General features: G+C 72.8%; 20 protein-coding genes. 16 read left to right on the top strand and 4 right to left on the bottom strand.

Translation table 11 applies throughout. From position 1 onward, the window contains the following. Positions 1-121: 121 nt before the first annotated feature. The 4 genes from ACFV04_RS35520 to ACFV04_RS35505 form a co-directional block, all read right to left on the bottom strand. Positions 122-2581, bottom strand: coding sequence for a DUF3488 and DUF4129 domain-containing transglutaminase family protein (locus ACFV04_RS35520; RefSeq protein WP_380535032.1), 2460 nt, complete (start codon positions 2579-2581; stop codon positions 122-124). Next, positions 2578-3900, bottom strand: coding sequence for a DUF58 domain-containing protein (locus ACFV04_RS35515; protein ID WP_380535030.1), 1323 nt, complete (start codon positions 3898-3900; stop codon positions 2578-2580). The genes ACFV04_RS35520 and ACFV04_RS35515 overlap by 4 nt, the downstream gene beginning before the upstream one ends. A 1-nt stretch (position 3901) precedes the next feature. Next, positions 3902-4846, bottom strand: a complete 945-nt coding sequence (locus ACFV04_RS35510) for an AAA family ATPase (protein WP_380338286.1) — start codon at positions 4844-4846, stop codon at positions 3902-3904. 380 nt (positions 4847-5226) lie between these two features. Beyond that, positions 5227-5769 (bottom strand): beta-class carbonic anhydrase, encoded by a 543-nt coding sequence (locus ACFV04_RS35505; RefSeq protein ID WP_380337949.1) that lies wholly within the window; start codon positions 5767-5769, stop codon positions 5227-5229. A gap of 538 nt (positions 5770-6307) precedes the next feature. Here ACFV04_RS35505 and rsmH point away from each other — a divergent pair. The 16 genes from rsmH to ACFV04_RS35425 all read left to right on the top strand — a co-directional run bounded on the left by rsmH (position 6308) and on the right by ACFV04_RS35425 (position 24894). Beyond that, positions 6308-7282, top strand: a complete 975-nt coding sequence (rsmH, locus tag ACFV04_RS35500; RefSeq protein WP_360256955.1) for a 16S rRNA (cytosine(1402)-N(4))-methyltransferase RsmH — start codon at positions 6308-6310, stop codon at positions 7280-7282. Positions 7283-7438: 156 nt separating this feature from the next. Next, on the top strand, positions 7439-7924 hold the full coding sequence (locus ACFV04_RS35495; RefSeq protein WP_380535028.1) for a hypothetical protein: 486 nt from the start codon (positions 7439-7441) through the stop codon (positions 7922-7924). Continuing rightward, positions 7921-10158: a penicillin-binding transpeptidase domain-containing protein gene (locus ACFV04_RS35490; protein WP_380535026.1), complete on the top strand. Its 2238-nt coding sequence runs from the start codon at positions 7921-7923 to the stop codon at positions 10156-10158. Before ACFV04_RS35495 ends, ACFV04_RS35490 begins: the two co-directional genes overlap by 4 nt. 6 nt (positions 10159-10164) lie before the next feature. After that, the gene (locus ACFV04_RS35485; protein WP_380535024.1) at positions 10165-11817 is read left to right on the top strand and encodes a UDP-N-acetylmuramoyl-L-alanyl-D-glutamate--2,6-diaminopimelate ligase; all 1653 of its coding nucleotides are present in this window, start codon (positions 10165-10167) and stop codon (positions 11815-11817) included. Continuing rightward, on the top strand, positions 11814-13217 hold the full coding sequence (gene murF, locus ACFV04_RS35480; RefSeq protein WP_380337962.1) for a UDP-N-acetylmuramoyl-tripeptide--D-alanyl-D-alanine ligase: 1404 nt from the start codon (positions 11814-11816) through the stop codon (positions 13215-13217). The genes ACFV04_RS35485 and murF overlap by 4 nt, the downstream gene beginning before the upstream one ends. Further along, positions 13217-14278, top strand: a complete 1062-nt coding sequence (gene mraY, locus ACFV04_RS35475) for a phospho-N-acetylmuramoyl-pentapeptide-transferase (RefSeq protein WP_380338288.1) — start codon at positions 13217-13219, stop codon at positions 14276-14278. Before murF ends, mraY begins: the two co-directional genes overlap by 1 nt. After that, the gene (murD, locus tag ACFV04_RS35470) at positions 14275-15723 is read left to right on the top strand and encodes a UDP-N-acetylmuramoyl-L-alanine--D-glutamate ligase (RefSeq protein WP_380337965.1); all 1449 of its coding nucleotides are present in this window, start codon (positions 14275-14277) and stop codon (positions 15721-15723) included. Before mraY ends, murD begins: the two co-directional genes overlap by 4 nt. Positions 15724-15846: 123 nt before the next feature. Further along, entirely contained in the window at positions 15847-17154 is a 1308-nt protein-coding gene (gene ftsW, locus ACFV04_RS35465; protein ID WP_360256939.1) for a putative lipid II flippase FtsW, read from the top strand. A gap of 6 nt (positions 17155-17160) precedes the next feature. Then, entirely contained in the window at positions 17161-18267 is a 1107-nt protein-coding gene (gene murG / locus ACFV04_RS35460; RefSeq protein ID WP_360256936.1) for an undecaprenyldiphospho-muramoylpentapeptide beta-N-acetylglucosaminyltransferase, read from the top strand. After that, positions 18260-19036, top strand: coding sequence for a cell division protein FtsQ/DivIB (locus tag ACFV04_RS35455; RefSeq protein WP_380337970.1), 777 nt, complete (start codon positions 18260-18262; stop codon positions 19034-19036). Before murG ends, ACFV04_RS35455 begins: the two co-directional genes overlap by 8 nt. 363 nt (positions 19037-19399) lie before the next feature. Continuing rightward, entirely contained in the window at positions 19400-20626 is a 1227-nt protein-coding gene (gene ftsZ, locus ACFV04_RS35450) for a cell division protein FtsZ (RefSeq protein WP_380337973.1), read from the top strand. After that, complete coding sequence (gene pgeF / locus ACFV04_RS35445; protein WP_380535021.1) at positions 20623-21354, top strand: peptidoglycan editing factor PgeF; 732 nt, start codon at positions 20623-20625, stop codon at positions 21352-21354. Before ftsZ ends, pgeF begins: the two co-directional genes overlap by 4 nt. Beyond that, positions 21354-22142 carry a YggS family pyridoxal phosphate-dependent enzyme gene (locus ACFV04_RS35440; protein ID WP_380535019.1) on the top strand — a complete coding sequence of 263 codons (789 nt, stop codon included), beginning with the start codon at positions 21354-21356 and terminating at the stop codon, positions 22140-22142. Before pgeF ends, ACFV04_RS35440 begins: the two co-directional genes overlap by 1 nt. A gap of 310 nt (positions 22143-22452) precedes the next feature. Next, on the top strand, positions 22453-23067 hold the full coding sequence (locus tag ACFV04_RS35435; protein ID WP_030060144.1) for a cell division protein SepF: 615 nt from the start codon (positions 22453-22455) through the stop codon (positions 23065-23067). Positions 23068-23167: 100 nt separating this feature from the next. Continuing rightward, positions 23168-23449: a YggT family protein gene (locus ACFV04_RS35430; protein WP_030060143.1), complete on the top strand. Its 282-nt coding sequence runs from the start codon at positions 23168-23170 to the stop codon at positions 23447-23449. A gap of 59 nt (positions 23450-23508) precedes the next feature. Next, positions 23509-24894 (top strand): DivIVA domain-containing protein, encoded by a 1386-nt coding sequence (locus tag ACFV04_RS35425; protein ID WP_360256926.1) that lies wholly within the window; start codon positions 23509-23511, stop codon positions 24892-24894. Positions 24895-24964 lie beyond the last annotated feature (70 nt).

The raw sequence follows: 24964 nt of genomic DNA, 5'->3' as shown, positions 1-24964 counted from the left end.
CGCCAACAACCCCCCCCGGTCCCCCGGGGGCGCGCTCCCCACCCACCCCCCCCCCCCCGGCCTCTTCCGTGTCCGGCCCCGGACCGGTGTCCGGCCCCGGACCGGTGTCCGGGGCCGGAGCTCACGACTGCGTGGTGTCCGACTCGGGGGCGTCCGGCTTCGGCCGCCGGGTGAGGACCCGCCGGAGCGGGCCGGAGGCCGCCTCGTTCGCCCGGGCCGCCCGGGTACCGACGGCCGTCCGGGCCGCCCGCACCGCGTCGGAGATCCGCCACCACAGCTGCGCCGAGGACGGCGGCAGCAGCAGCGCCCTGGTCCGCTCGGCCCGGCCGGCGCTCGCCCGCAGGCCGCGCCGGGCGGTGCGGACGTCGGCGGCCAGCGGTGCCGCGGTGCCCTGGCCGGGCGGGGCGTACAGCACCCGCTCGGTGGCCAGCGCCAGTCGGCCGGTGGCGGCCGCCGAGTCCGCGTCCAGCTCCGCCGTCTCGGTGATCCGTCGCGCGGCCGCACGCGGGGTGCGTGACTCGTCCGGGGGAATTCCGAGGTCCCAGGCGGAGTCGACCAGCTCGTCCCAGGCGGCCAGCACCTGGGCGTCGGTCAGCTCCCCGGGCCCCGTTCCGCCGGGCCGGCGGCGCCCGCCGCCGCCGAGCCTGCGACGACGCAGAGCCGTGCGCCAGAGCATCGGGGCGAGCAGCAGTGCGATAAGTGCCAGCACCGCGGCGAGGGTGCCGAGCACCTGACCGGACAGCAGCCAGGACTCCTCGGCGGCGTGCGCGGCGGCCTTGCTCTTGGGCCCGCAGTCGCCCAGCTGGCGCTGCTTGGCGTCGCAGTCCGAGCCGGAGGACGGCACCGGGGCGGCCGAGGCGCTCTGCGGCGCGGCGGTCGGGTGCTGGGTCGGCGCCGTGGTCGGGGCGTTGGACGCCTCGCTGTAGCGGGTCGGGACGCCGCGGCTTGGGGTCGGCTCGAAGCGCATCCAGCCGTAGCCCGCGAAGTACAGCTCCGGCCAGGCGTGGTACATCCGGCCGCTCACCGTGTAGACGTTGCCGCCCTTGTTGTCGCCGGGGGTGAAGCCGACGGCGACCCGGGCCGGGATCTTCAGCGACCGGGCCATCGCCGCCATGGTGGAGGCGAAGTGCACGCAGAAGCCCCGGCGGTCGCGCAGGAACACCGCGATGGCGTTGCTGCCGGTGCCGGCGGCGACCGTGGTGTCGTACGTGAAGTCCGGCCCGGTGAACCAGCTCACCAGGGCCATCGCCCGGTCGTAGTCGTTCTTCGCGCCGCTGGTGATCTGCCGGGCCTGGTCGGAGACCACGCCGGGCAGGTCGGACGGGACGGCGGTGTAGCGGTCCCGGATGTCCTGCGGCCCGGGGGGCGCCAGGCGCAGCTCGGTGGCGGTGGGCCGCAGGTCCAGCGCGCTGACGTGGTAGCGCAGGCCGCGGATCGCCTTGTCGTTGGCCGGGACGACGGTGCGGGTCAGCGGGTCGAGCTTCCAGTCGCCGCGGTTGGGGACCTGGACGGAGGCGGCCGGGTAGGGCATCGGCAGCCAGCTCTTCGCCAGCCCGTCGCTGACCGTGAAGTCGCCCTCGATCCGGGGGACGTTGGCGTTGCGCAGGCCTTCGGGGTTGGGCAGCGACTCCGGGAGGTCGGTGACCGCGGTGCTGCTGAGCCGCCAGTTGGTGCCGTCGAACTGGTCCAGCGAGCCGGTCCGCAGGTAGATCTGGTCGGCCTGCTCGCTGTCCAGGGTGTAGCTGAGCAGCTCGGCGTCGGTGGGCCTGGTGATCGCGGCCTCCAGGCTGACCATCGGGTCGAGGCTGGTCGCCACGCTCCCGCCGACGCCCTTGCCGGCGGTTCCGCCCGAGGCGGGGTCCAGCAACCCGGAGCTCCAGTGCGGCAGGACGACGGGGAGCAGTATCGCCACGGCCAGCGCCAGGACGCCGACCTGTCGGCCGCCCGGGCTGACCGTGCCGGAGCCCACGGTGCCGCGGGCGCTGCCACGGAAGACCCGGCCCCAGCGGGAGACCCGGTCCTGGCCCTCGGCGAAGAGCAGCAGCAGGTAGCCGGCCGCGGCGACCGCGAACCAGAACCAGCTGCCGTGGTCCCCGGCCAGGCCGTTGCCGATCGAGTACAGCGCCAGCAGCGGCAGCCCGGCGAGGGCCGAGCGCCGGTAGGTCACCGCGATGGTGTCCACCGCGACGGCGATCAGGCCGACCGCGGAGACCAGGATCAGCCGCAGGCCGGCGGTGGGCGGCGCCGGGATCGCGTACTGCTGGATGTCGTCCAGGCCCGAGGAGAAGACCTGGTCCAGGACCCGCATCGAGGACGGCCCGGGCACCAGGCCGCCGAGCACCCCGCCGGCACCGGCGAAGCCGACCAGCATCAGCAGGAGCAGCACCAGCAGCTGCGCGACCGGCACCGTCCAGCGGTACAGCGGGGAGCGGCGCAGGCCGACGCCGACCGCGGCGAGGACGGCGATCACCAGGACGGCGTGGGTCAGCCAGCTGCGCGTGGTGAGCAGCGGGAGCATGCAGAGCGAGGCGAGGGCGGTGGCCAGCGCCGCGTAGACGGTCAGTTTGGCCCGGGTGGTCACGCGCCGGCCTCTTCTCGGTTGGGGGCGGTCGTCCTGGCGCCTTCGGCGGCCCGCCACAGGTCCGGTACGGAGTCGCCGGCGCGCACCGGGATGACCGTCCAGCCGGCTCCGCGCAGCTTCCGGACCCGGGCCCGGAACTCGTCGCCGCCGGTGTCCGGGGCGAGCATCCGCAGGCCGGCCCAGGTGCCGGTGTCCAGCAGGAAGGCGATCGCCCCGCCGGTGCGGCTGCGCAGCCGGCCCAGCCGGGCGGTCTGGGTGTCGTCCAGTTCGCCGAGGACGGCGACCAGCAGGCCCTCGCCACCGGTGCGCAGCGGCTCCTCGGCGCGGGAGAGCGTGCCGCCGTCGGACAGGTCGGCGATCGCGAGGGCGTCCAGGATCAGCCCGGAGGTGTCGGCGGCGTGGTTGTGGCCGCCCGCGCCGGGACCGGGGACCGCGAGACCGGTGTCGGTGAGCAGCCGGGTCTGGTAGCCGCGCTCCAGCAGGTGCGCGGCGACCGAGGCGGCGCAGCTGACCGACCATTCGAAGGACGAGGCGGGGCCGCTGCCCCGGTGACCGATCTCCCGGGTGTCCAGCAGGACGGTGGCCCGGGCCCGCTGCGGCTGCTCCTCGCGGCGCACCATCAGTTCGCCGTACCTGGCGGTGGAACGCCAGTGCACCCGGCGCAGGTCGTCGCCGGGCCGGTACTCGCGCAGGATCACGTCGTCGTCGCCGGCCAGCGCGAGGGTGCGGCTGTGGCTCTCGCCCTGGCCGAGCCACTCGCCGCTGAGGCGGACCGCCGGCAGGGCCTGGACCAGGGGGACGACGGTGAGGACGTCGGAGGCGGTGAAGGCGCGGGTCACCTCGCACATCCCGAACGGGTCGGACAGCCGCAGCTGCAGCGGCCCGAGCGGGTAGCGGCCGCGCAGGTCGGAACGGACCCGGTAGGACACCTCGCGGTGGCCGCGCGGCTCGACCCGGTCCAGCACGAAGCGCGGGCGCGGCCCGAGCACGTACGGGACCTTGTCCTCCAGGAGCAGCAGGCCGGTGGGCACCCGGGAGACGTTGTCGAGCCGCAGGTGGACCCTCGCCTCCTGGCCGGCGACCGCCCGGCTCGGGCTGAGCCGGCGGCCGCTGGCCACCCGGTAGCGGGTGTTGGCGACCACGACCACGGCGACCAGCGGGAGCGCGGCGAGCAGCACGCCGACGCGCAGCAGGGCGTCCTGGTCGAGCAGGTAGGCGCAGACCACCGCGGTGACCCCGGCCGCGAGGAAGGACCGGCCCCGGGTGGTGAGGCCGCGGAACCCGGCCCGCAGCCCCGACGCCGAGTCGGACTGGGACACCTCAGCCCCTCCGGACGGCCGGGCCGCCCTGCGGGCGCGGCAGCGGCAGCCGGGCGACCAGGTCGGTCACGATCTGCTCCGAGGTGCGGCGGCTGAGCTGGGTCTCGGCGGTCGGCATCAGCCGGTGCGCCAGGACCGGCACGGCGAGGCGCTGCACGTCGTCCGGGGTGACGTAGTCGCGCCCGTCCAGCGCGGCGGCGGCGCGGGCGGCCCGGACCAGGTGCAGGGTGGCGCGCGGCGAGGCGCCCAGGCGCAGCTCGTGGCTGGTGCGGGTGGCGCCGACCAGGTCGACGGCGTAGCGGCGGACCGGGTCGGCGATGTGCACGGTGCGGACCAGGTCGATCAGCTTGAGGATGTCGGCGGCGTGCGCGACGGGCTGGAGGTCCTCCAGCGGGCTGGCGCCGGCGTGCACGTCCAGCATCGCGAGTTCGGCCTCGGGGCTGGGGTAGCCGATCGAGATCCGGGCCATGAAGCGGTCGCGCTGGGCCTCCGGGAGAGGGTAGGTGCCCTCCATCTCGACCGGGTTCTGGGTGGCCACGACCATGAACGGCGAGGGCAGCTCGTAGCTGGTGCCGTCGATGGTGACCTGGCGCTCCTCCATGGACTCCAGCAGCGCGGACTGGGTCTTGGGAGAGGCGCGGTTGATCTCGTCGCCGACCACGATCTGGGCGAAGATCGCGCCCGGGCGGAACTCGAAGTCGTGCTGCTGCTGGTCGTAGATGTTGGTGCCGGTGACGTCCGAGGGCAGCAGGTCGGGCGTGAACTGGATGCGGCGCACGGTGCAGTCGACGGAGCGGGCGAGCGCCTTGGCCAGCATGGTCTTGCCGACGCCGGGCACGTCCTCCAGGAGCAGGTGGCCCTCGGCGAGGAGGACGGTCAGGGCGATGCGGATGGCCTCCGGCTTGCCCTCGATCACGCTCTCGACGTTGGCGCGGATCCGGTCCACGACCGCGGCGAGCTCGGGGAGCCCGACCTGCTGGTACCCGTTCGCCCTCTGCTCGCCCCCCGCAGGACCACCGAGACCGGCCTGATCGTTGTAGCTCGTCACCCGTTTACGCTCCCTGGCACCCTGTGCCCGCCCCGTCCAGAGGCCGGACCCCACCCCATGCTTGACGCGGCCGTCCCGGGGTCGGTTCCGATGGCGGATCCGGCGTCGGGGAGGCGGCCTGCGGCCCGGCCGCCCCAGGTGGTTCGGGGTCCGACCGGCAGGCGCATTCTCCCCCGCGCGGTGGCCAGAAGTCACCATTCGGCCGACCCCGAATGCCCGAACGCCGTCGCTCGGGACGAGGCGCGGGCGGTTCGGGGTGCCGGCCGGACGGGGCGGCCCTAGCCGATCTCGCGCAGCAGGCCGGTGTGGACGTCGAAGACGAAGCCCCGGACGTCGTCGGTGTGCAGGAGGAAGGGCGAGGTGCGGACGCGCTGCATGGACTGGCGGACGTCGCCGTCCAGGTCGACGAAGGACTCCACCGCCCACTGCGGGCGCTGGCCGACCTCCAGCTCCAGCTCGCGGCGGAAGTCCTCGGTGAGCCCGAGCAGACCGCAGCCGGTGTGGTGGATGAGCGCGATCGAACGGGTGCCGAGGGCGCGCTGGCTGATGGTCAGGGAGCGGATGGTGTCGTCGGTGACGACGCCGCCGGCGTTGCGGATGACGTGCGCGTCGCCCAGTTCGAGGCCGAGCGCCGCGAACAGGTCGAGGCGGGCGTCCATGCAGGCCACCACGGCGATCTTCTGCACCGGGCGGGCGTCCATGCCGCCGTCCCGGAAGGTCACCGCGTACTCGCGGTTGGCCGAGACGAAGCGGTCGATGATGGTGGGTCGGGCAGGGTCGGCAGCGGCGTTCGGCGTGGGCCGGTCGGGAGTCACTGTCATGCCGGCGACGTTAGTGCCGATCCGGTGTCCGCGGTGGGGTGGAGAGCTACAGAACCGGCGGCCGTGATCGAGCGCATCGCCACAACGGGAGGGGGCCGTCCGGGTCGGTCCCGGATGGGTCGTACGCGGTCGTGGGGCGGGGGCGCGCGACGGCTTCCGAGGGCCCCCGGATCGGGACGCCGTAGGGCCACCCCAACGGCCGCGACCTGCGGTGATCCGTACGGCCGCCCGGGTGGTGCGCCGGAGCGGACCATTGACTGGAAGGGCCTGCGCGATAGAGTTTGCGGCGCAGTGGAGCACACCCGTCGGAGCCCGTCAACCGGGCTTTCCCGGCCGGTGCGGCCAGTCGATGCGGCCCGTGGCCTCCACCCGCTCCGTGCCCACCTGGCGCACCTTCCCCGGCGCCGGGCGGTCACGATCTTCCCCTTGAGCGGGCGGGGACCACGGGCCGCTTCGTCGTGCCGGGGGACGGTGGGCGAGAATGGTCGCAGCTCCCGGACGTCGGGCTGCTCCGCACCGAGGAAGGGCGCTACCGCGCATGACCACCAACGAACCGGGCCCCAAGCACGTTCCGGTGATGCTGCAGCGGTGCATGGACGCCCTGGCGCCGGCGATCTCGCGGCCCGGCGCCGTGGTGGTGGACGCCACCCTCGGCCTCGGCGGGCACAGCGAGGCGCTGCTCACCCAGTTCCCCGAGGTCCGGCTCGTCGCGGTGGACCGCGACCCGCAGGCGCTGAAGCTGTCCGGCGAGCGGCTGGCCCCCTTCGGTGACCGGGCGACCCTGGTGCACGCCGTGTACGACGAGATCCCCGAGGTGCTGGAGCGCCTGGGCATCGACCGCGTGGACGGCGTCCTGTTCGACCTCGGCGTCTCCTCGATGCAGCTGGACGAGGCGGACCGCGGCTTCGCGTACGCGCAGGACGCGCCGCTGGACATGCGGATGGACCAGACCCGGGGGATCAGCGCGGCGGAGGTGCTGAACACCTACAGCCACGGCGAGCTGGCCCGGATCCTGAAGTTCTACGGGGAGGAACGGTTCGCCGGGAAGATCGCCTCGGTGATCGTGCGGGAGCGGGCGAAGGAACCGTTCAGCAACAGCGCGCGTCTGGTCGATCTGGTGCGCAACGCCATTCCGGCGGCGACCCGCCGCACCGGCGGGAACCCGGCCAAGCGCACGTTCCAGGCGCTGCGGATCGAGGTCAACGGCGAGCTGGAGGTCCTGGACCGGGCGATCCCGGGGGCGCTGGAGGCCCTGACGATCGGCGGCCGGATCGTGGTGATGTCCTACCAGTCGCTGGAGGACCGCCTGGTGAAGCAGTACCTCGCCGCCGGGGCGACCAACACCGCCCCGCCCGGGCTGCCGTTCATCCCGGAGGAGCACCAGCCCTGGCTCAAACTGATCACCCGCGGTGCCGAGCTGGCCACCGAGGAGGAGATCGAGGAGAACCGGCGCGCCGCGCCCGTGCGGCTGCGGGTGGCGGAGAGGATCAGGGACCGAAGCAAGCGGGGCTGACGAAGCGGTCCGGCGGGGTCCGAAGGGCGGAGGAAAGCGGTGGGGCCGGTGGCCGGTGAGGTCCGGGCGGGGCGGGGAGGAATCCCCGGGCAGGGCAGGGCACGCATCACGGTCCGGCCGGGGAAGCGCCCGGTCCGGGGGCGCACGCCGTTCGCGGTGCTCGTCGTGGTGTTGCTGGCGGCGGGCCTGCTGGGGCTGCTGGCCCTGAACACCGCGCTCAACGAGGGCTCCTTCGAGCTGTCCCGGCTGCAGAAGCAGACCACCGTGGCGACCGACGAGCAGCAGAGCCTGCAGCACCAGATCGACCAGAGCTCGGCCCCGGACGCACTGGCCAGGCGGGCCGCCGAGCTGGGCATGGTCCCGGCTGCCGGAATGGCCTTCCTGGACGTCCCGAACGGAGGCAAGGTGGTCGGCACGCCCGGCCCGGCGCAGGACAGCCCGCCGGTCAAGCACTCGACGGCCGAACCGTGGCCGACGAAGCCCCAGCCGAACGGCACCCAGCCGCCGGCCGCCCAGCCACCGGCTCCGTCGGCCGCGCCGACCACGCCCGCCGCTCCGACGACGGCCGCCTCGGCCGGCGACTCGGTGATCCAGCTCAACCCGGCCATGCCCGCGCGGCCGAGCGGGGGTGCCGCTCGATGACGACGCCTCGTCAGCCCACCGGGGGCTCCGGCTCGGGCTCCGGCAACGGTCGCCGCCCGGTACCCAGGGGCGCCGCGCCCCGCGGGCAGTCCGCCGCCGGCCGTCCGCCGTCGGCCAACGGGCAGCCTGCGAAGGCGCAGCCGACGAAGGGCCAGCCCGCCCGCGGTCAGTCCGCGAAGGCGCAGCCCGCGAAGGTACAGCCCGCGAAGGCACAGCCCGGCAAGGCCGGCACGTCCCGTACGACCCCGCGCACCCCGCAGCAGCGCCGCCCCGAGAGCCGTCCGCCGGCCCGCAGCCAGGCGGCGGTGCGGCCGCGCCCGAAGAGCCGGCTGCCGCAGCGCCCCAAGGCGCTCAAGCTGGCCGAGCCGAAGCGCCGGCTGCGGGTGATCACCATCGTGATGTCGCTGGTGTTCTCGGTCTTCGCGGGCCGCCTGATCCAGCTCCAGCTGGTCGACTCGGACGCGCTGGCCGCCGACGCCAACACCAACCGCTACCTGAACATCCCGATCACCGCCGAGCGCGGCTCGATAACGTCCGCCGACGGGGTGGCGCTGGCCGCCACCGTCGACGCGTACGACATCACCGCCGACCCGGCGATGTTCACCCCGGAGGCGACCGGCATCCCGGACGCGCCGGAGCAGGCGGCCGCGCTGCTGTCGCCGATCCTCGGCGTGCCCAAGGAGAGGATCGCCGCCGACCTGCACACCCCCAAGACCCGCTACAAGCGCCTCGCCGCCCAGCAGACCCCGGCCGCCAAGAACCAGATCAGCGACCTCAAGTCGAGCCTGGAGAAGCAGGCCGGCTCGCGCGCCTGCCAGGTCCAGAAGAAGCTGCTCGGCAAGCCCGCCGACCAGGGCGGGCGCACCCGGGTGGACAACGAGTGCGCCAACCCGCTCGCCGGGGTGTTCAACCGGGAGACCCAGAAGCGCGTGTACCCCGCCGACGGACTGGCCGCCAACCTGGTCGGCTTCGTCAACGGCGAGGGCGCGGGCGCCGGCGGCCTGGAGCTGCAGTACCAGCAGCAGCTGACCGGCAAGGACGGCCACAGCAGCTACGCCCAGGCGGGCGGGCGGCTGGTGCCCACCGCCGGCGGCTCGATGGAGCCGGCCGTGCCGGGCAGTGACGTGAAGCTGACGATCAACCGGGACATCCAGTGGGCCGCCCAGCGGGCGATCACCGACCAGGTGGCCAACTCGGGCGCGGAGAAGGGCTACGTGGTGGTCCAGGACGTGAAGACCGGCCAGGTCCTCGCGATGGCCACCGCGCCCGGGTTCAACCCGAACGACCTGAGCCTGTCCAAGCAGGCCCAGCTGGGCAACCCCGCCCTGGTCGACGCGTACGAGCCGGGCAGCACCGCCAAGCTGATGAGCCTGGCCGCCGTCCTGGACTCCGGCAAGGCCACCTGGGACACCAAGGTCACCGTGCCCAACCGGCTGGTCCGGGCCGGCCAGCAGTTCAAGGACGACGTCAACCACGACCCCTGGTACCTGACCCTGGCCGGGGTGCTGGCCAAGTCCTCCAACATCGGCACCATCGAGGCGATCGAGACCCTCGGCGGCGGCGACCAGCTCCAGGCCAACAAGGTGCTGGACGGCTACATGCGCAAGTTCGGCGTCGCCCAGCCGACCGGCCTGAACTTCCCCGGGGAGACCCCCGGGATGCTCAAGAAGCCGGAGGACCTGGTCGCGTCGGAGAAGTACAACATCTCGTTCGGCCAGGGACCGCTGCAGATGAACGCGCTGCAGGCCACCTCGGTCTACTCGACCATCGCCAACGGCGGGGTGCGGGTCGCGCCCAGCATCGTCCAGGGCGTCACCGGCCCGGACGGCAAGTACACCGCGACGCCGCCGGGGGAGCAGACCCGGGTGGTCGGCCCGGAGACGGCCAAGACCCTCACCTCGATGCTGGAGTCGGTCGTCGACGACGAGCAGGGCACCGGCGGCAAGGCGGCCATCCCCGGCTACCGGGTCGCGGGCAAGACCGGCACCGCCGACAGGGGGGCCGCCAACGGCGTCGGCTACGACGGCTACACCGCCTCCTTCATCGGCTTCGCCCCCGCCGACGCCCCCCGGGTCACCGTCTCCTGTACCCTCCAGGGCCCGGTCAACGGCCACTTCGGCGGCCAGCTGTGCGGACCGGTGTTCAAGCAGGTGATGGAGTTCACCCTGAAGACCCTGCAGGTCCCGCCGAGCGGCAGCCAGGCACCCAACCTGCCCGTCGAGTGGAAGCCGTGAGCGAGGATGAACGACGAGCGGGCCGGGCTGGACGACGGCGCGGCGCGGGGCCGGTTTGGCCCTGGACACCCTTCGACGGATAGCCTTCCCGCCGTGCCGAAACCCGATCAAACCACCGTGAGTCCGCCCCGCCCGACCGGGACCGCCGCTCTGCCGCTCGCCGAGCTGGCCGCCCGCCTGGGTCTCCCGCCCGTCGAGGGAGGTGCCGTCACCGGCGTCACCCACGACTCCCGCGCGGTCCGCCCCGGCGACGTGTACGTGGCCTTCCCGGGCGCCAACCACCACGGCGCGGCCTTCACGGCCAAGGCCGCCGAGTCCGGCGCGGTGGCCGTGCTCACCGACCGGGCCGGCGCCGAGCTGGCGGCCGGCACCGGCCTGCCGCTGCTCGTCGTGGAGCGGCCGCGGGCCGTCATGGGCGAGCTCGCCGCGATCGTCTACGGCCGCCCCTCCGAGCGGCTGCTGATGATCGGGCTGACCGGTACCAACGGCAAGACCACCACCTCGTACCTGGTCGAGGGCGGCCTGCGCGGCGCGGGGCGGACCCCCGGCGTCATCGGCACCGTCGAGATGCGGGTCGGCGACGAGCGGATCAAGAGCGAGCGCACCACCCCCGAGGCCACCGACCTGCACGCGATCCTCGGCGTGATGGCCGAGCGCGGCGCCGACGCGGTGACGATGGAGGTCTCCAGCCACGCCCTGGTCTTCGGCCGCACCGACGGCGTCGCGTACGACGTCGCGCTGTTCAACAACCTCACGCCCGAGCACCTCGACTTCCACCCGGACATGGAGGACTACTTCCAGGCGAAGGCCCGGCTCTTCCAGCCCGGCAAGTCCCGCCACGGCGTGGTCAACCTGGACGACGAGTACGGCCGCCGGCTCGCCGGCGAGGCCGAGATCCCGGTGACGACCTTCTCCGCCACCGGAGCCCCGGAGGCCGACTGGCGGGCCGTGGACGTCCTGCTCGGCCCGGTCGGATCGACCTTCCGGGTGCTCGGCCCGGACGGCGCCGAGGCCGACGCGGCGGTGCCGCTGCCCGGCCCGTTCAACGTCGCCAACGCGCTCGCCGCGATCACCCTGCTGGTCGCCGCCGGACTGCCGCTGGAGCAGGCCGTGGCCGGCGTCGCCGCCGTCCCCGGCGTGCCCGGCCGACTGGAGCGGGTGGACGCCGGGCAGCCCTTCGTGGCCGTCGTGGACTACGCGCACAAGCCGGACGCCCTGCGGGCCGTCCTCGCTTCGCTGCGCGAGGTCACCAAGGGCCGGCTGCACGTCGTCGTCGGCTGCGGTGGCGACCGCGACCCGCACAAGCGCGGCCCGATGGGTGACATCGCCGCCCGCCTCGCCGACACCGCCCTGCTGACCAGCGACAACCCGCGCAGCGAGGACCCGCTGGCGATCCTCGCCACTATGCTGACCGGCGCCGCCGCGGTGCCCGAGGCCGAACGCGGGGCCGTCCTGGTCGTTCCCGACCGGGCCGAGGCGATCCAGCTCGCGGTCGCCCGCGCCCGCGCGGGGGACACCGTGCTGGTGGCCGGCAAGGGCCACGAGCTCGGCCAGTACGTACGAGACGAGATCCGCCCCTTCGACGACCGGGAGGTGCTGCGCGAGTCCATCGCGCGGACCACGGCCGTGCGGGGCGACCGAGGAGTAGAGCAGCAGTGATCGCACTGACCCTCGCCGAGGTGGCCGCCGCAGTCGGAGGCACCCTGGACGGCGCGGACCCGGACGTCCTGGTCACCGGCCCGGTCGAGGTCGACTCGCGGAAGGTGAGCCCCGGCGGCCTGTTCGCTGCCTTCGTCGGTGAGCACGTGGACGGCCACGACTACGCGACCACGGCGGTCGCGGCCGGCGCCGTCGCGGTGCTGGCCTCCCGCCCGGTCGGCGTGCCCGCCGTCCTGGTCGACAGTGTGGTGGAGGCGCTCGGCAGGCTGGCCCGCACGGTGGTCGCCCGCGCCGAGGGCACCGCCGTGGTCGCGCTGACCGGCTCGGCCGGCAAGACCAGCACCAAGGACCTGATCGCCCAGCTGCTCCAGCGCCACGGCGAGACCGTCTACCCGCCCGGCTCGCTCAACAACGAGATCGGCCACCCGATGACCGCGCTGCGGGTCGAGGCCGGCACCCGGCACCTGGTGATGGAGATGGGCGCCCGGCACAAGGGCGACATCGAGTACCTCACCTCGATCACCCCGCCCCGGGTCGGCGTGGTGCTGAACGTGGGCACCGCCCACGTCGGCGAGTTCGGCTCCAAGGAGGCGATCGCCGAGGCCAAGGGCGAGCTGGTCGAGGCGCTGCCCGCGGACGGGGCCGCGATCCTCAACGCGGACGACCGGCTGGTGCGCGCCATGGCCTCCCGCACCAAGGCGAAGGTGGTCCTGTTCGGGGAGTCCCCGGACGCCCACGTCCGGGCGACGGATGTTCGCCTGGACGCCACCGGACGGCCGTCCTTCACGCTCACCACCCCGGCCGGTTCCGCGCCCGTGCAGCTGCGCCTGTACGGTGAGCACCACGTCTCGAACGCCCTCGCCGCCGCCGCGGTGGCGGTGGAGCTCGGGATGTCCGTCGACGACACCGCCGCAGCCCTGGGCGAGGCGGGTGCGCTGTCCCGCTGGCGCATGGAGGTCGTCGACCGGGCCGATGGTGTCACCGTCGTCAACGACGCCTACAACGCGAACCCCGACTCGATGCGGGCCGCGCTGCGGGCGCTGGTCTCGATGGGGGGGCGCGGCCCGGAGCGCCGCCGTACCTGGGCGGTGCTCGGCGAGATGCGGGAGCTCGGCGAGGAGAGCCTGGCCGAGCACGACGCCATCGGGCGGCTCGCCGTCCGGCTCGACGTCACCAAGCTGGTGGCGGTCGGCGGACGCGAGGCGGCCTGCATGGAACTCGGCGCGAGGAACGAAGGTTCGTGGGGTGAGGAGTCGGTGCTGGTGTCCGACGCGGACGCGGCGGTCGATCTGCTGCGCAGTCAGCTGCGGCCGGGGGATGTGGTCCTGGTGAAGGCGTCCCGTTCGGTGGGGCTGGAGAAGGTGGCCGAGGCCCTCCTTGCGGACGGTGCTGCCCGATGATGAAGCAGATCCTCATCTCCGGGATGATCGGCCTGATCCTCTCGCTGCTCGGCACGCCCGCCCTGATCAAGCTGCTCGCCCGGCAGGGCTACGGCCAGTACATCCGCGATGACGGGCCCAAGGCGCACCACAGCAAGAAGGGCACGCCCACCATGGGCGGCATCGCCTTCATCCTGGCGACCCTGATCGCGTACTTCGGCACCAAGGCGATAACGGGCGAGCCCCCGACCGCCTCCGGGCTGCTGGTGCTCTTCCTGACCGCGGGCCTCGGCCTGGTCGGCTTCCTGGACGACTACATCAAGGTCGTCAAGCGCCGCTCGCTGGGCCTGCGGGCCAAGGCGAAGCTGGCCGGTCAGTCCATCGTCGGACTCGTCTTCGCGGTCCTGGCCCTGCAGTTCCACGACGACCGGGGGCTCAGCCCGGCCTCGCAGTCGCTGTCCTTCGTGCGCGACTTCAAGTGGTCGATCGGCCCGGTGCTGTTCGTCATCTTCGCGTACTTCATGATCGCGGCGACCTCCAACGGCGTGAACCTGACGGACGGTCTGGACGGCCTCGCCACCGGTGCCTCGGTGATGGCCTTCGGCGCCTACACCTTCATCGGCGTCTGGGAGTACGGCCAGAGCTGCGCCTACTTCCTGTCCGCCACCAACGCCTGCTACGACGTCCGCGATCCGCTGGACCTCGCGGTGGTCGCGGCCGCCCTGATGGGCTCCTGCTTCGGCTTCCTGTGGTGGAACACCTCGCCCGCCAAGATCTTCATGGGTGACACCGGCTCGCTCGCCCTCGGCGGCGCCCTGGCCGGTCTGGCGATCTGCTCCCGCACCGAGCTGCTGCTCATCCTGCTCGGCGGCCTGTTCATGATCATCACCCTGTCGGTGATCATCCAGGTCGGCTCCTTCCGGATGACCGGCAAGCGCGTCTTCAAGATGGCACCACTGCAGCACCACTTCGAACTCAAGGGCTGGAGCGAAGTCCTGGTCGTGGTCCGCTTCTGGATCATCCAGGGCCTCTGCGTGGCCGTCGGCCTCGGCCTCTTCTACGCGGGATACCGGACCGGATGACGAACCCCCAGCTGACCAATCCGCAGTTCTCCGACCTGCCCGTCGTCGTCGCCGGACTCGGCGTCTCCGGCATCAGCGCCGCGCGCGTCCTGCACGGCCTCGGCGCCCGCGTCACCGTCGTGGACGGCGGCAGCGGGCCCGGCCTGGTCGCCCGGGCCGCCGAGCTGGAGGCACAGGGCGTCACCGTGCGCCTCGGCGACGGCGCGAGCCTGCCCGAGGGCACCGAGCTGATCGTCACCTCGCCCGGCTGGGCGCCGGACAGCGCGCTGTTCGCCGCCGCCGAGGCGGCCGGGGTGCCGGTCTGGGGCGACGTCGAACTCGCCTGGCGGCTGCGCAAGCCGCTGCCGGGCACCGGCGAGCCCGCCCCCTGGCTGGCCGTCACCGGCACCAACGGCAAGACCACCACCGTCCAGATGCTCGCCTCGATCCTCGCCGCCGCCGGCAAGCGCACCGCCGCCGTCGGCAACGTCGGGGTCTCGGTGCTGGACGCGGTGCTCGCCGAGGAGCCGTACGACGTGCTCGCCGTCGAGCTCTCCAGCTACCAGCTGCACTGGGCGCCCTCGCTGCGCCCGTACTCGGCGGCCGTGCTCAACCTGGCGCCCGACCACCTCGACTGGCACGGCTCGATGGAGGCGTACGCCGCCGACAAGGGCCGGATCTACGAGGGCAACGTCGTCGCCTGCGTGTACAACCTGGCCGACCCGGCCACCGAGGCGCTGGTCCGCGAGGCCGACGTCGAGGAGGGCTGCCGGGCGATCGGTTTCGGCCTCGGCGCGCCGAGCCCGTCGAACTTCGGCGTGGTGGACGGGCTGCTGGTGGACCGGGCCTTCATCGAGGACCGGACCAAGAACGCGGCGGAGCTGGGCTCCGTCGAGGACGTCAACCCGCCGGCCCCGCACAACATCGCCAACGCGCTCGCCGCGGCGGCGCTGGCCCGGGCGTACGGCGTCGAGCCGAAGGCCGTCCGCGAGGGCCTGCGGGCCTTCCGCCCGGACGCCCACCGGATTGCCGAGGTCGGCGTGGTCCGCGAGGTCACGTACATCGACGACTCCAAGGCCACCAACACCCACGCCGCGGCCGCCTCGCTGGCCGCCTACCGCCCGATCGTCTGGATCGCCGGGGGCCTCGCCAAGGGCGCGGCCTTCGACGACCTGGTGCAGGGCGCGGCCGAGCGGCTGCGCGCCGTGGTGCTGATCGGCCAGGACCGGGCGCTGATCCGGGAGGCGCTGGAGCGACACGCTCCGGATGTGCCGGTGATCGAGGCGGCCGAGGGCCAGACTGGCGCGGTGGCGATGGCCGAGGTCGTCCGCACGGCCGCGTCGCTCGCCCGATCGGGTGACACGGTGCTGCTGGCGCCGGCCTGCGCCTCGATGGACATGTTCACCAACTACGGCGAGCGCGGCGACATGTTCGCGGCGGCCGTCCGGGGGCTGGCGAACGAGTAGCGGGCGGCGTGACGGCGCCGCGCGTCGTGCGCGTCGTACGGAGAGAGTGAGCGGGGAGCGGTGGCGGGGCAGGGCAGGGCGGATTCCGGCGTTGGCAAGCAGGACGCCGCCGAGCCGTGGCGAGTGATCTCCGCCACCACGACCAAGTACAAGTCGGCCGGTCCGCTGGCCCGCGTCCAGGCCCTCCGGGCCCGGGTGCGGTACTGGCTGGACCGGCCGCTCACGCCGTACCTGCTGGTGGTCGGCAGCACCCTGCTGCTGGTCGTGCTCGGTCTGATGATGGTCTTCTCGGCCTCGCAGATCCTCGCCCTGAACCAGCACCACTCGGCCCAGTACTACTTCCTCAAGCAGTTGATCGCGGCCATCCTCGGCCTCGTCCTGCTGATCGGCTTCGCCTCCGTCCCGGTGGCGGTGCTGCGGGTGATCGTCTACCCGGTGATGTTCGGGGTGATCGGCGCGCTGACGCTGGTCGCCGTGCCCGGCATCGGGGTGCGGATCAACGGCAACCAGAACTGGCTGGATTTCGGCTTCTTCCAGTTCCAGCCGTCCGAGTTCGCCAAGCTCGCACTGGTGCTCTGGGGCGCCGACCTGCTCGCCCGCAAGCAGAAGGCCGGCACGCTGAACTCGTGGAAGCACCTGCTGGTGCCCCTGGTGCCGGGGGCCCTGCTGCTGCTCGCGCTGATCATGTTCGGCGGCGACATGGGCACCTCGATGATCCTGGTGGCGATGGTGTTCGCCCTGCTGTGGATGGTCGGAGCGCCGCTGCGGCTGTTCGTGGCCACCGTCGGGGTGGCCGTGGTCGTCTGCACCGCCCTGGTCGTCACCGTCCCGCACCGGGCGGAGCGCCTGGGCTGCATCGGCGTCACCAAGCTCGACCCCGAGGGCGCCTGCTTCCAGGCCCTGCACGGCGTCTTCGCGTTCGCGAACGGCGGCGGCTTCGGCACCGGCCTCGGCGCCGGCGTGGAGAAATGGGGCCAGTTGCCCGAGGCGCACACCGACTTCATCTTCGCCGCGACCGGTGAGGAACTGGGGCTGGTGGGGACGCTGTCGGTGATCGGCCTCTTCGCGGCACTAGGCTACGCGGGTATCCGTGTGGCCATCGGCACGAAGGATCCCTTCGTCAGGTACGCCGCGGGAGCCGCCACCACCTGGATCATGGCGCAGGCCATGATCAACCTGGGGTCGGCGCTGGGACTGCTGCCCATTGCGGGTGTCCCGCTCCCGCTGTTCTCCTACGGCGGTTCCGCCATGCTGTCGGCCATGTCCGCGATCGGTGTGCTGCTGTGCCTGGCACGGAGCACCTCCGGCGCGAAGGCGGCCCTGGCCGCCCGGAACAAGAACTCCCGGATCAGGAAGCGACTGGCCCGGGTGCTGCCACGACGACGAACCACAGCGCGCCCGGCCCCCGGGCCGGCACGCAGGGAGCGGTGAATTTCGGTGCATGTCGTACTCGCCGGCGGGGGGACCGCCGGTCACATCGAGCCGGCCATGGCCCTCGCGGACGCCCTCCGCAGGCACGACCCGTCCATCGGGATCACCGCCCTGGGCACCGAGCGCGGTCTGGAGACCCGGCTGGTACCCGAGCGCGGCTACCAGCTGGAGCTCATCCCGGCCGTCCCGCTGCCCCGCAAGCCCACCCCGGAGCTGATCACCGTCCCCGGCCGGCTGCGCGGGACCGTCAGGGCCGCCCAGGAGATCATCGAGCGGGTCAACGCGGACGCCGTGGTCGGCTTCGGCGGCTACGTCGCGATGCCCGCCTACCTGGCCGCCAAGCGGGCCGGTGTGCCGATCGTGGTGCACGAGGCGAACGCCCGTCCGGGCCTGGCCAACAAGATCGGTGCCCGCTACAGCGACTTCGTGGCGGTCTCCACGCCCGACAGCAAGCTGCGCGACTCCCGGTACATCGGCATCCCGCTGCGCCGGACCATCGCCACCCTGGACCGCAACGCGGCCCGCCCGGAGGCCCGGCACTACTTCGGCCTCGACCAGCGGCTGCCCACCCTGCTGGTCTCCGGCGGCTCCCAGGGTGCCCGCCGGCTCAACGAGGTGGTCACCGCGATCGCCCCGCGGCTGCAGCAGTACGGCGTGCAGATCCTGCACGCGGTCGGCCCGAAGAACGAGCTGCCGCAGGTCGCGGACGTCCCCGGGATGCCGCCGTACCGCCCGGTGCCGTACCTGGACCGGATGGACCTCGCCTACGCGGCGGCCGACATGATGCTCTGCCGGGCCGGTGCCATGACGGTGGCCGAGCTGGCAGCCGTCGGCCTGCCCGCCGCCTTCGTCCCGCTGCCGATCGGCAACGGCGAGCAGCGGCTGAACGCCCAGCCGATGGTCAAGGCCGGCGGCGGCGTGCTGGTGGACGACGCCGAGCTGACCCCGGACTGGGTGCTGCAGAACGTGCTGCCGGTGCTCACCGACCCGCAGCGACTGTGGGACATGAGCCGGGCCGCGGCCGAGTTCGGCCGCCGCGACGCCGACGACCTGCTGGTCGGCATGGTCTACGAGGCGATCCAGGCCCACCGCGGCGGTCGCCGCCGTGGCTGACGGCCGGCCCGCCGACCCGCTCGAGGCGGAGCTGGAGGACGAGGAGTCAGCTCCTCGCCTCCGGCTCTCCCGGCGGGGCGTCGTGGTGCTGAGCGTGCTCGGTGCCGCGGTGCTGGGCGGGCTGGCCTGGCTGGTGTTCTACTCGTCGGTGCTGGACGTGCGCAGCGTCGCCGTCCAGGGCACGACCGACGACAGACTGACGGCGGTCCAGGTCCGCGGCGCGATCGGCGGGCTCGGTGACGGCCCGCTGGCCCGGGTGGACCTGGACGACGTCAGGCACCGGGTGGAGGCGATCCCCCGGGTGGCCAGGGCCGAGGTGTGGCGGGGCTGGCCGCACACGCTGCAGGTCAAGGTCGTGCAGCGCACGGCGGTGGCCGCCGTCAAGGGGGAGGACGGCCGGTTCACCCAGGTGGATGCCGCCGGCGTGAGCTTCGCCACCGAGGCGGCCCCGCCGGAGGGCGTGCCGGTGGTGGAGCTGCGGCTCAGTCAGCAGGCGAATGACGTGGACGGGGTGATCTCCCGCCCGCAATTGGTCCGGGGCGCGGTGGCGGTGGCCGCCGGGCTGCCGCCGGAGGTCGCCAAGCGGGCCGGGGCGGTGCTGGTGCACTCGTACGACGACATCGAGCTGCAGCTCAGCGGGGGTGCGACGGTGCGCTGGGGGAGTCCGGAGCAAATTGACCGAAAAGCCCGGGTGCTGGTGGCACTGATGAATCAGAAGGGCACGAACTTCGACGTGACGGCGCCGGAGGCGCCGGCGGTGTCCGGATGATCCGGTAGGTTCTGTGCCTGAGGGAGGGGTTGACGCCTCGAAGTGTCGGCCCGACCCTTGGTGGTCACCCCGGTTTCCTAAGCCGGCTGATGATCACATAGGCTCAAAAGAAAAAGGGAAGCTCGGCGTGTTCGTTGAAACACGTGCCCGGGGCGACCTAGTGTCCTGTGTCACCAGACTGTGTCAGTTGGTGATGTGACGGAGACACAGGACTAACCCTAAAGGTCAAGTTTAGGGTTGGGGTCGGCGGTCGGCATTTCGGACATTCAGTCAGAAACCAGGCTCCCTACCCATCGACATCCGTCGGAACGGACCCTCGCCGGGCCGGGCCGACCCGGAAATTCGAGGCGAGAGGCCTTCGACGTGGCAGCACCGCAGAACTACCTCGCAGTCATCAAGGTCGTCGGTATCGGCGGCGGTGGTGTCAACGCCATCAACCGGATGATCGAGGTCGGTCTCAAGGGCGTCGAGTTCATCGCGATCAACACCGATGCGCAGGCCCTCCTCATGAGCGACGCCGACGTCAAGCTCGATGTGGGCCGTGAACTCACCCGGGGCCTCGGCGCCGGCGCCAACCCCGAGGTCGGCCGCAAGGCGGCCGAGGACCACCGCGAGGAGATCGAGGAGGTCCTCAAGGGGGCCGACATGGTCTTCGTGACCGCCGGCGAAGGCGGTGGCACGGGCACGGGCGGCGCGCCCGTCGTCGCCAACATCGCGCGCTCGCTGGGCGCCCTGACCATCGGCGTGGTCACCCGCCCCTTCACCTTCGAGGGCCGGCGCCGGGCCAACCAGGCCGAGGACGGCATCGCGAGCCTGCGCGAAGAGGTCGACACCCTCATCGTGATCCCCAACGACCGGCTGCTGTCCATCTCGGACCGCCAGGTCAGCGTGCTCGACGCGTTCCGCTCGGCCGACCAGGTCCTGCTCTCCGGCGTCCAGGGCATCACCGACCTGATCACCACCCCGGGTCTGATCAACCTCGACTTCGCGGACGTCAAGTCCGTCATGTCGGAGGCCGGTTCGGCGCTCATGGGCATCGGCTCGGCCCGCGGCGAGGACCGCGCCAAGGCCGCTGCGGTGATGGCGATCTCCTCGCCGCTGCTGGAGGCCTCGATCGACGGCGCCCGCGGCGTGCTGCTGTCCATCTCCGGCGGCTCCGACCTCGGCCTGTTCGAGATCAACGAGTCGGCCCAGCTGGTCAGCGAGGCCGCGCACCCCGAGGCCAACATCATCTTCGGTGCGGTCATCGACGACGCGCTCGGCGACGAGGTCCGGGTCACCGTCATCGCGGCCGGCTTCGACGGCGGGCAGCCGCCGGCGATCGTCCGCGACCCGGTGGTCAAGTCCACCGCCCCGGACCGCCCGGCCACGCCGCCGGCCGCCCCGGAGCGCCCGGCGAGCCGGCCGTCGTACGGGAGCATCGGCTCGGTGACGTCCCGCTCGGAGGAGACCCCGGCCGCGTCGACCCGGTCGGCCGAGACCCCCGCCACCACGACCGCCGCCCCGGTGCCGCCGCAGGTGCAGCCGGCCCGTCAGCCGTACGTGGAGAGCCCGGCGGAGGAGCTCGACGTCCCGGATTTCCTTAAGTGATCGATCACGCCGTACACGCGGGTGCTCACTTCGCCTTCACCGACCGGTGGGGCGGGGTGAGCACTTCGCCGTACGGGGAGCTCAACCTCGGCGGCGCCGTGGGGGACGACCCGGAGGCCGTCCGGGAGAACCGGGTGCGGGCCGCCCGGGAGCTGGGGCTCGAACCGGCCGACGTGGTGTGGATGAACCAGGTGCACGGCGCCGAGGTCGCCGTGGTGACGGAGCGCCAGCCGCCGGGGGAGGCCCCGGCCGTGGACGCGGTGGTCACCGACCGCCCGCTCGCCCTGGCGGTGCTGACCGCGGACTGCACGCCGGTGCTGCTGGCCGATCCGGTGGCGGGCGTCGTGGGCGCGGCCCACGCGGGCCGGCCCGGGCTGGCGGCCGGAGTGGTCCCCGCGGTGGTCCGGGCGATGATCGAACTGGGGGCCGAGCCGGCGCGGATCGCCGCCGCCATCGGCCCCGCGGTCTGCGGCGGCTGCTACGAGGTGCCGGCGGGGCTGCGTGCCGAGGTCGCCGCCGCAGTGCCGGAGGCCTTCGCCGAGACCTCCTGGGGGACCCCGGCCCTGGACGTGCCGACGGGGGTCGCGGCCCAGCTGGCCGCGATGGGGATCAGCGAACCGGTGCGCTCACCGGTCTGCACCCTCGAATCCGCCGATCACTACTCCTATCGTCGCGAGCAGCGCACGGGCCGGCTCGCGAGTTACGTCTGGTTGGGCTCTGATCACTGATGACGAACGACATCTACGGACCGTTCCCGGGCGGACCCGAGTTCCTGGCGGGGCTGACCGACGGGCAGCGGGGCCGGTACGAGGAGCTCGGGACCAGCCTGGAGGTGGTGGAGCGCCGGATCGCGGCCGCCTGCGCGGCCGCCGGGCGGGCGCGGGACGAGGTCACCCTGATCGTCGTCACCAAGACCTACCCCGCCGAGGACACCGCGCTGCTGGCCGGGCTGGGTGTGACGGACGTCGCGGAGAACCGTGACCAGGACGCCGCACCCAAGGCGGAACAGTGCAGAAACCTTCCTCTTGACTGGCACTTCGTCGGACAGCTCCAGACCAACAAGGTCCGCTCGGTCGTCGGGTACGCGAACCACGTGCACTCGGTGGACCGGCTGCGGCTGGTCGAGTCGCTCTCCGCGGCGGTCCTCAAGTCGGAGCGCCCCGACCTCGGTTGCCTGGTGCAGGTGGCGCTCGACAAGGAGCACGGGGAGGGTGCGCACCGGGCCGGGGTCGCGCCGGAGGACGTCGCGCAACTGGCCGACGCGATCGCCGACACGCCCGGACTGCGGCTGGACGGTGTGATGACCGTCGCTCCGCTGGCCGGTCCGCTGGCCTCGGATCCGGCCCGTGCCTTCGATCGGCTGGCGGAAATCGCAACCGCCGTACGGACGGCCCATCCGGCTGCCACCATGGTCTCCGCAGGGATGAGCGGTGACCTTGAGCAGGCGATTGCCGCCGGGGCGACACATGTGCGCGTCGGAACGGCGGTACTCGGAGTGAGGTCACCCCTCAGGTAACGTCACCGGGTAGTAGATCAGACTGCAGGACAAAATAGGACAGAATCTAGCAGCTCCCTCCCCGGAGCGCTAGCCAACCGTGGATCGCAGCTCCGCGGCCCCCACTCCACGAACCCTGACAGGCCGTCGGCCTGACGCGCCGTCGTGGATGGACCGCGGAATCCGCAGGCAGGGCCGTACGGCCCGGGCCGCCGGGAGTCGGAGCCGGCCCCACGGAGTGAGCGAAGCGAGCGACCATCGGAAGGGGCGCGGCTTCGCGAAGCAGCCACCGAGCACCAGCGAGGTGGCCATGAGCGGAGGAGACAGGAGCATGGCCGGCGCAATGCGCAAGATGGCGGTCTACCTCGGCCTCGTGGAGGACGAGACGTACGACGGCCAGGGGTACGACCCCGACGACGACTACGACGCGGACCCCGAGCCGATCCGGACGGGGCAGCGGACCGAGGACATCCCCCGGCCGGCCGCCGCGGCCGCCGCCACGCCCGCCCCGGTCTCCTCGATCACCCCGCAGCCGGTGCCGGCGGCGGTGCCGATCCGACAGGAGACCCCGAGGATGGCCCCCGTGTCGTCCATCACACCCGAACGCCGCCACAACCTGGAGAAGAGCGCCCCGGTGATCATGCCCAAGGTAGTGAACGAACGAGAGCCCTACCGCATCACCACGCTGCACCCGAGGACCTACAACGAGGCCCGTACCATCGGGGAACAGTTCCGCGGCGGCACCCCCGTGATCATGAATCTGACCGAGATGGACGACACGGACGCCAAGCGGCTCGTAGACTTCGCCGCTGGACTCGTCTTCGGTCTGCACGGCAGTATCGAGCGCGTGACGCAGAAGGTGTTCCTGCTGTCGCCTGCTAACGTCGATGTCACGGCGGAGGACAAGGCTCGGATCGCCGAGGGTGGGTTCTTCAACCAGAGCTGACCCGGCCACGACTTTACGTGTGGATCTGATCAACAGTGGGTTAGCGACAGGTGACGAGCGGCGGGCCCGAGGGCTCGGGACCGGGGAGAGGGAAAACGCGATGGACATCGTGTGGGCGGTGCTCTACTACGCCCTGACCGTCTTCCTGGTGTTCCTGCTCGTACGGCTGGTCATGGACTGGGTCTTCCAGTTCGCGCGTTCGTGGCGGCCCGGCAAGGCCATGGTCCTGGTCCTGGAGGCCACGTACACTGTCACGGATCCGCCGCTCAAGCTTCTTCGGCGGCTCATTCCGCCGTTGCGTTTCGGGGGCGTGGCGCTCGACCTGTCCTTCTTCGTACTGATGATCATTGTGTATGTCCTGATCTCGCTTGTGCACCCCTAGTCGTAGGTGAGCGATGCGACAGGATGCCGGTGTGCCGACGATCACGTTGAGGTGAAGAGATGCCATTGACCCCCGAGGACGTTCGGAACAAGCAGTTCACGACCGTCCGCCTGCGTGAAGGCTATGACGAGGACGAGGTCGATGCCTTCCTCGACGAGGTCGAGGCGGAGCTGACCCGCCTCCTCCGGGAGAACGAGGACCTGCGCGCCAAGCTGGCCGCCGCGACTCGTGCCGCCGCGCAGAACCAGGCCAACCTGCGCAAGGAGCCGCCGCAGGACGCCCCCCGCCAGGGTGGCGCCCCGGTGCCGGCCGCCATATCCGGCCCGCCGGTCCCCGGCCAGCAGGGCCCGGGCGGCCCGCAGCAGATGGGCCCCGGCGGCCCGCAGCAGATGGGTCCGGGTGGTCCGCAGCAGATGGGCCCCGGCGGCCCGCAGCAGCAGATGGGCAACCAGCCGCTCGGCCTGCCCGCCGGGTCCGCGCCGCAGCTCCCGCCGGCCGGCGGCCCGCAGCAGCAGATGAACCAGACCATGGGCGGCCAGCAGCAGCTGGTGCAGCCGATGGGCGGTCAGATGCTCCAGCCCATGGGCGGCCCCGGTGGCCCGCAGCAGATGGGCAACCCGATGGGCCAGGGCATGGGCCAGCAGCAGATGCAGCAGATGGGCGGCCCCATGGGTGGCCCGCAGCAGATGGGCCCCGGCGGCCCGCAGCAGATGGGTGGCCCGCAGCAGATGGGTGGCCCGCTCGGCGCCCCGATGCAGCAGCAGGGCCCCGGTGGCGACAGCGCTGCCCGCGTGCTCGCGCTCGCCCAGCAGACCGCCGACCAGGCGATCTCCGAGGCCCGTTCCGAGGCCAACAAGATCGTCGGCGAGGCGCGCAGCCGGGCCGAGGGTCTGGAGCGCGACGCCCGTGCCAAGGCCGACGCCCTGGAGCGGGACGCGCAGGAGAAGCACCGCGTCGCGATGGGCTCACTGGAGTCCGCGCGGGCCACGCTGGAGCGCAAGGTCGAGGACCTGCGGGCGTTCGAGCGCGAGTACCGTACGCGCCTGAAGTCGTACCTGGAGACCCAGCTGCGTCAGCTGGAGTCGCAGGCCGACGACTCGCTCGCCCCGCCGCGGATCCCCGCCACGGCGTCGCTGCCGCCGGCGGCCTCGTCGATGACGCCGGCCGGTGCCGGTGGGATGGGCAGCGCGCCGAGCTTCGGCGGCAACCAGCCGTCGTTCGGTGGCAACTCGCCGTCCTTCGGCGGGAACAGCTCCTTCGGCAGCAACTCCCCGGCGCCGAGCTTCGGCGGGCAGTCGACCGGCGGCAACAGCGGGGCTCCGCAGATGCAGCCGGCCGGGATGACCCAGCCGATGGCGGCGGTCCGTCCGCAGCCGCCGCAGCCGATGCAGCAGGCTCCGGCACCGATGCGGGGCTTCCTGATCGACGAGGACGGCGACAACTGAGGTTGTAGCAGAGCCTTTCGAGGGCGCCCCCTTTCCGACCTCCGGGTCGGGGAGGGGGCGCCCTCTTTTC

This window comes from Kitasatospora sp. NPDC059599 (assembly GCF_042735125.1).
Lineage (GTDB): Bacteria > Actinomycetota > Actinomycetes > Streptomycetales > Streptomycetaceae > Kitasatospora.
Note: the sequence above shows the minus strand (reverse complement) of the source record. Positions and strands in the feature narration are given on the sequence as shown.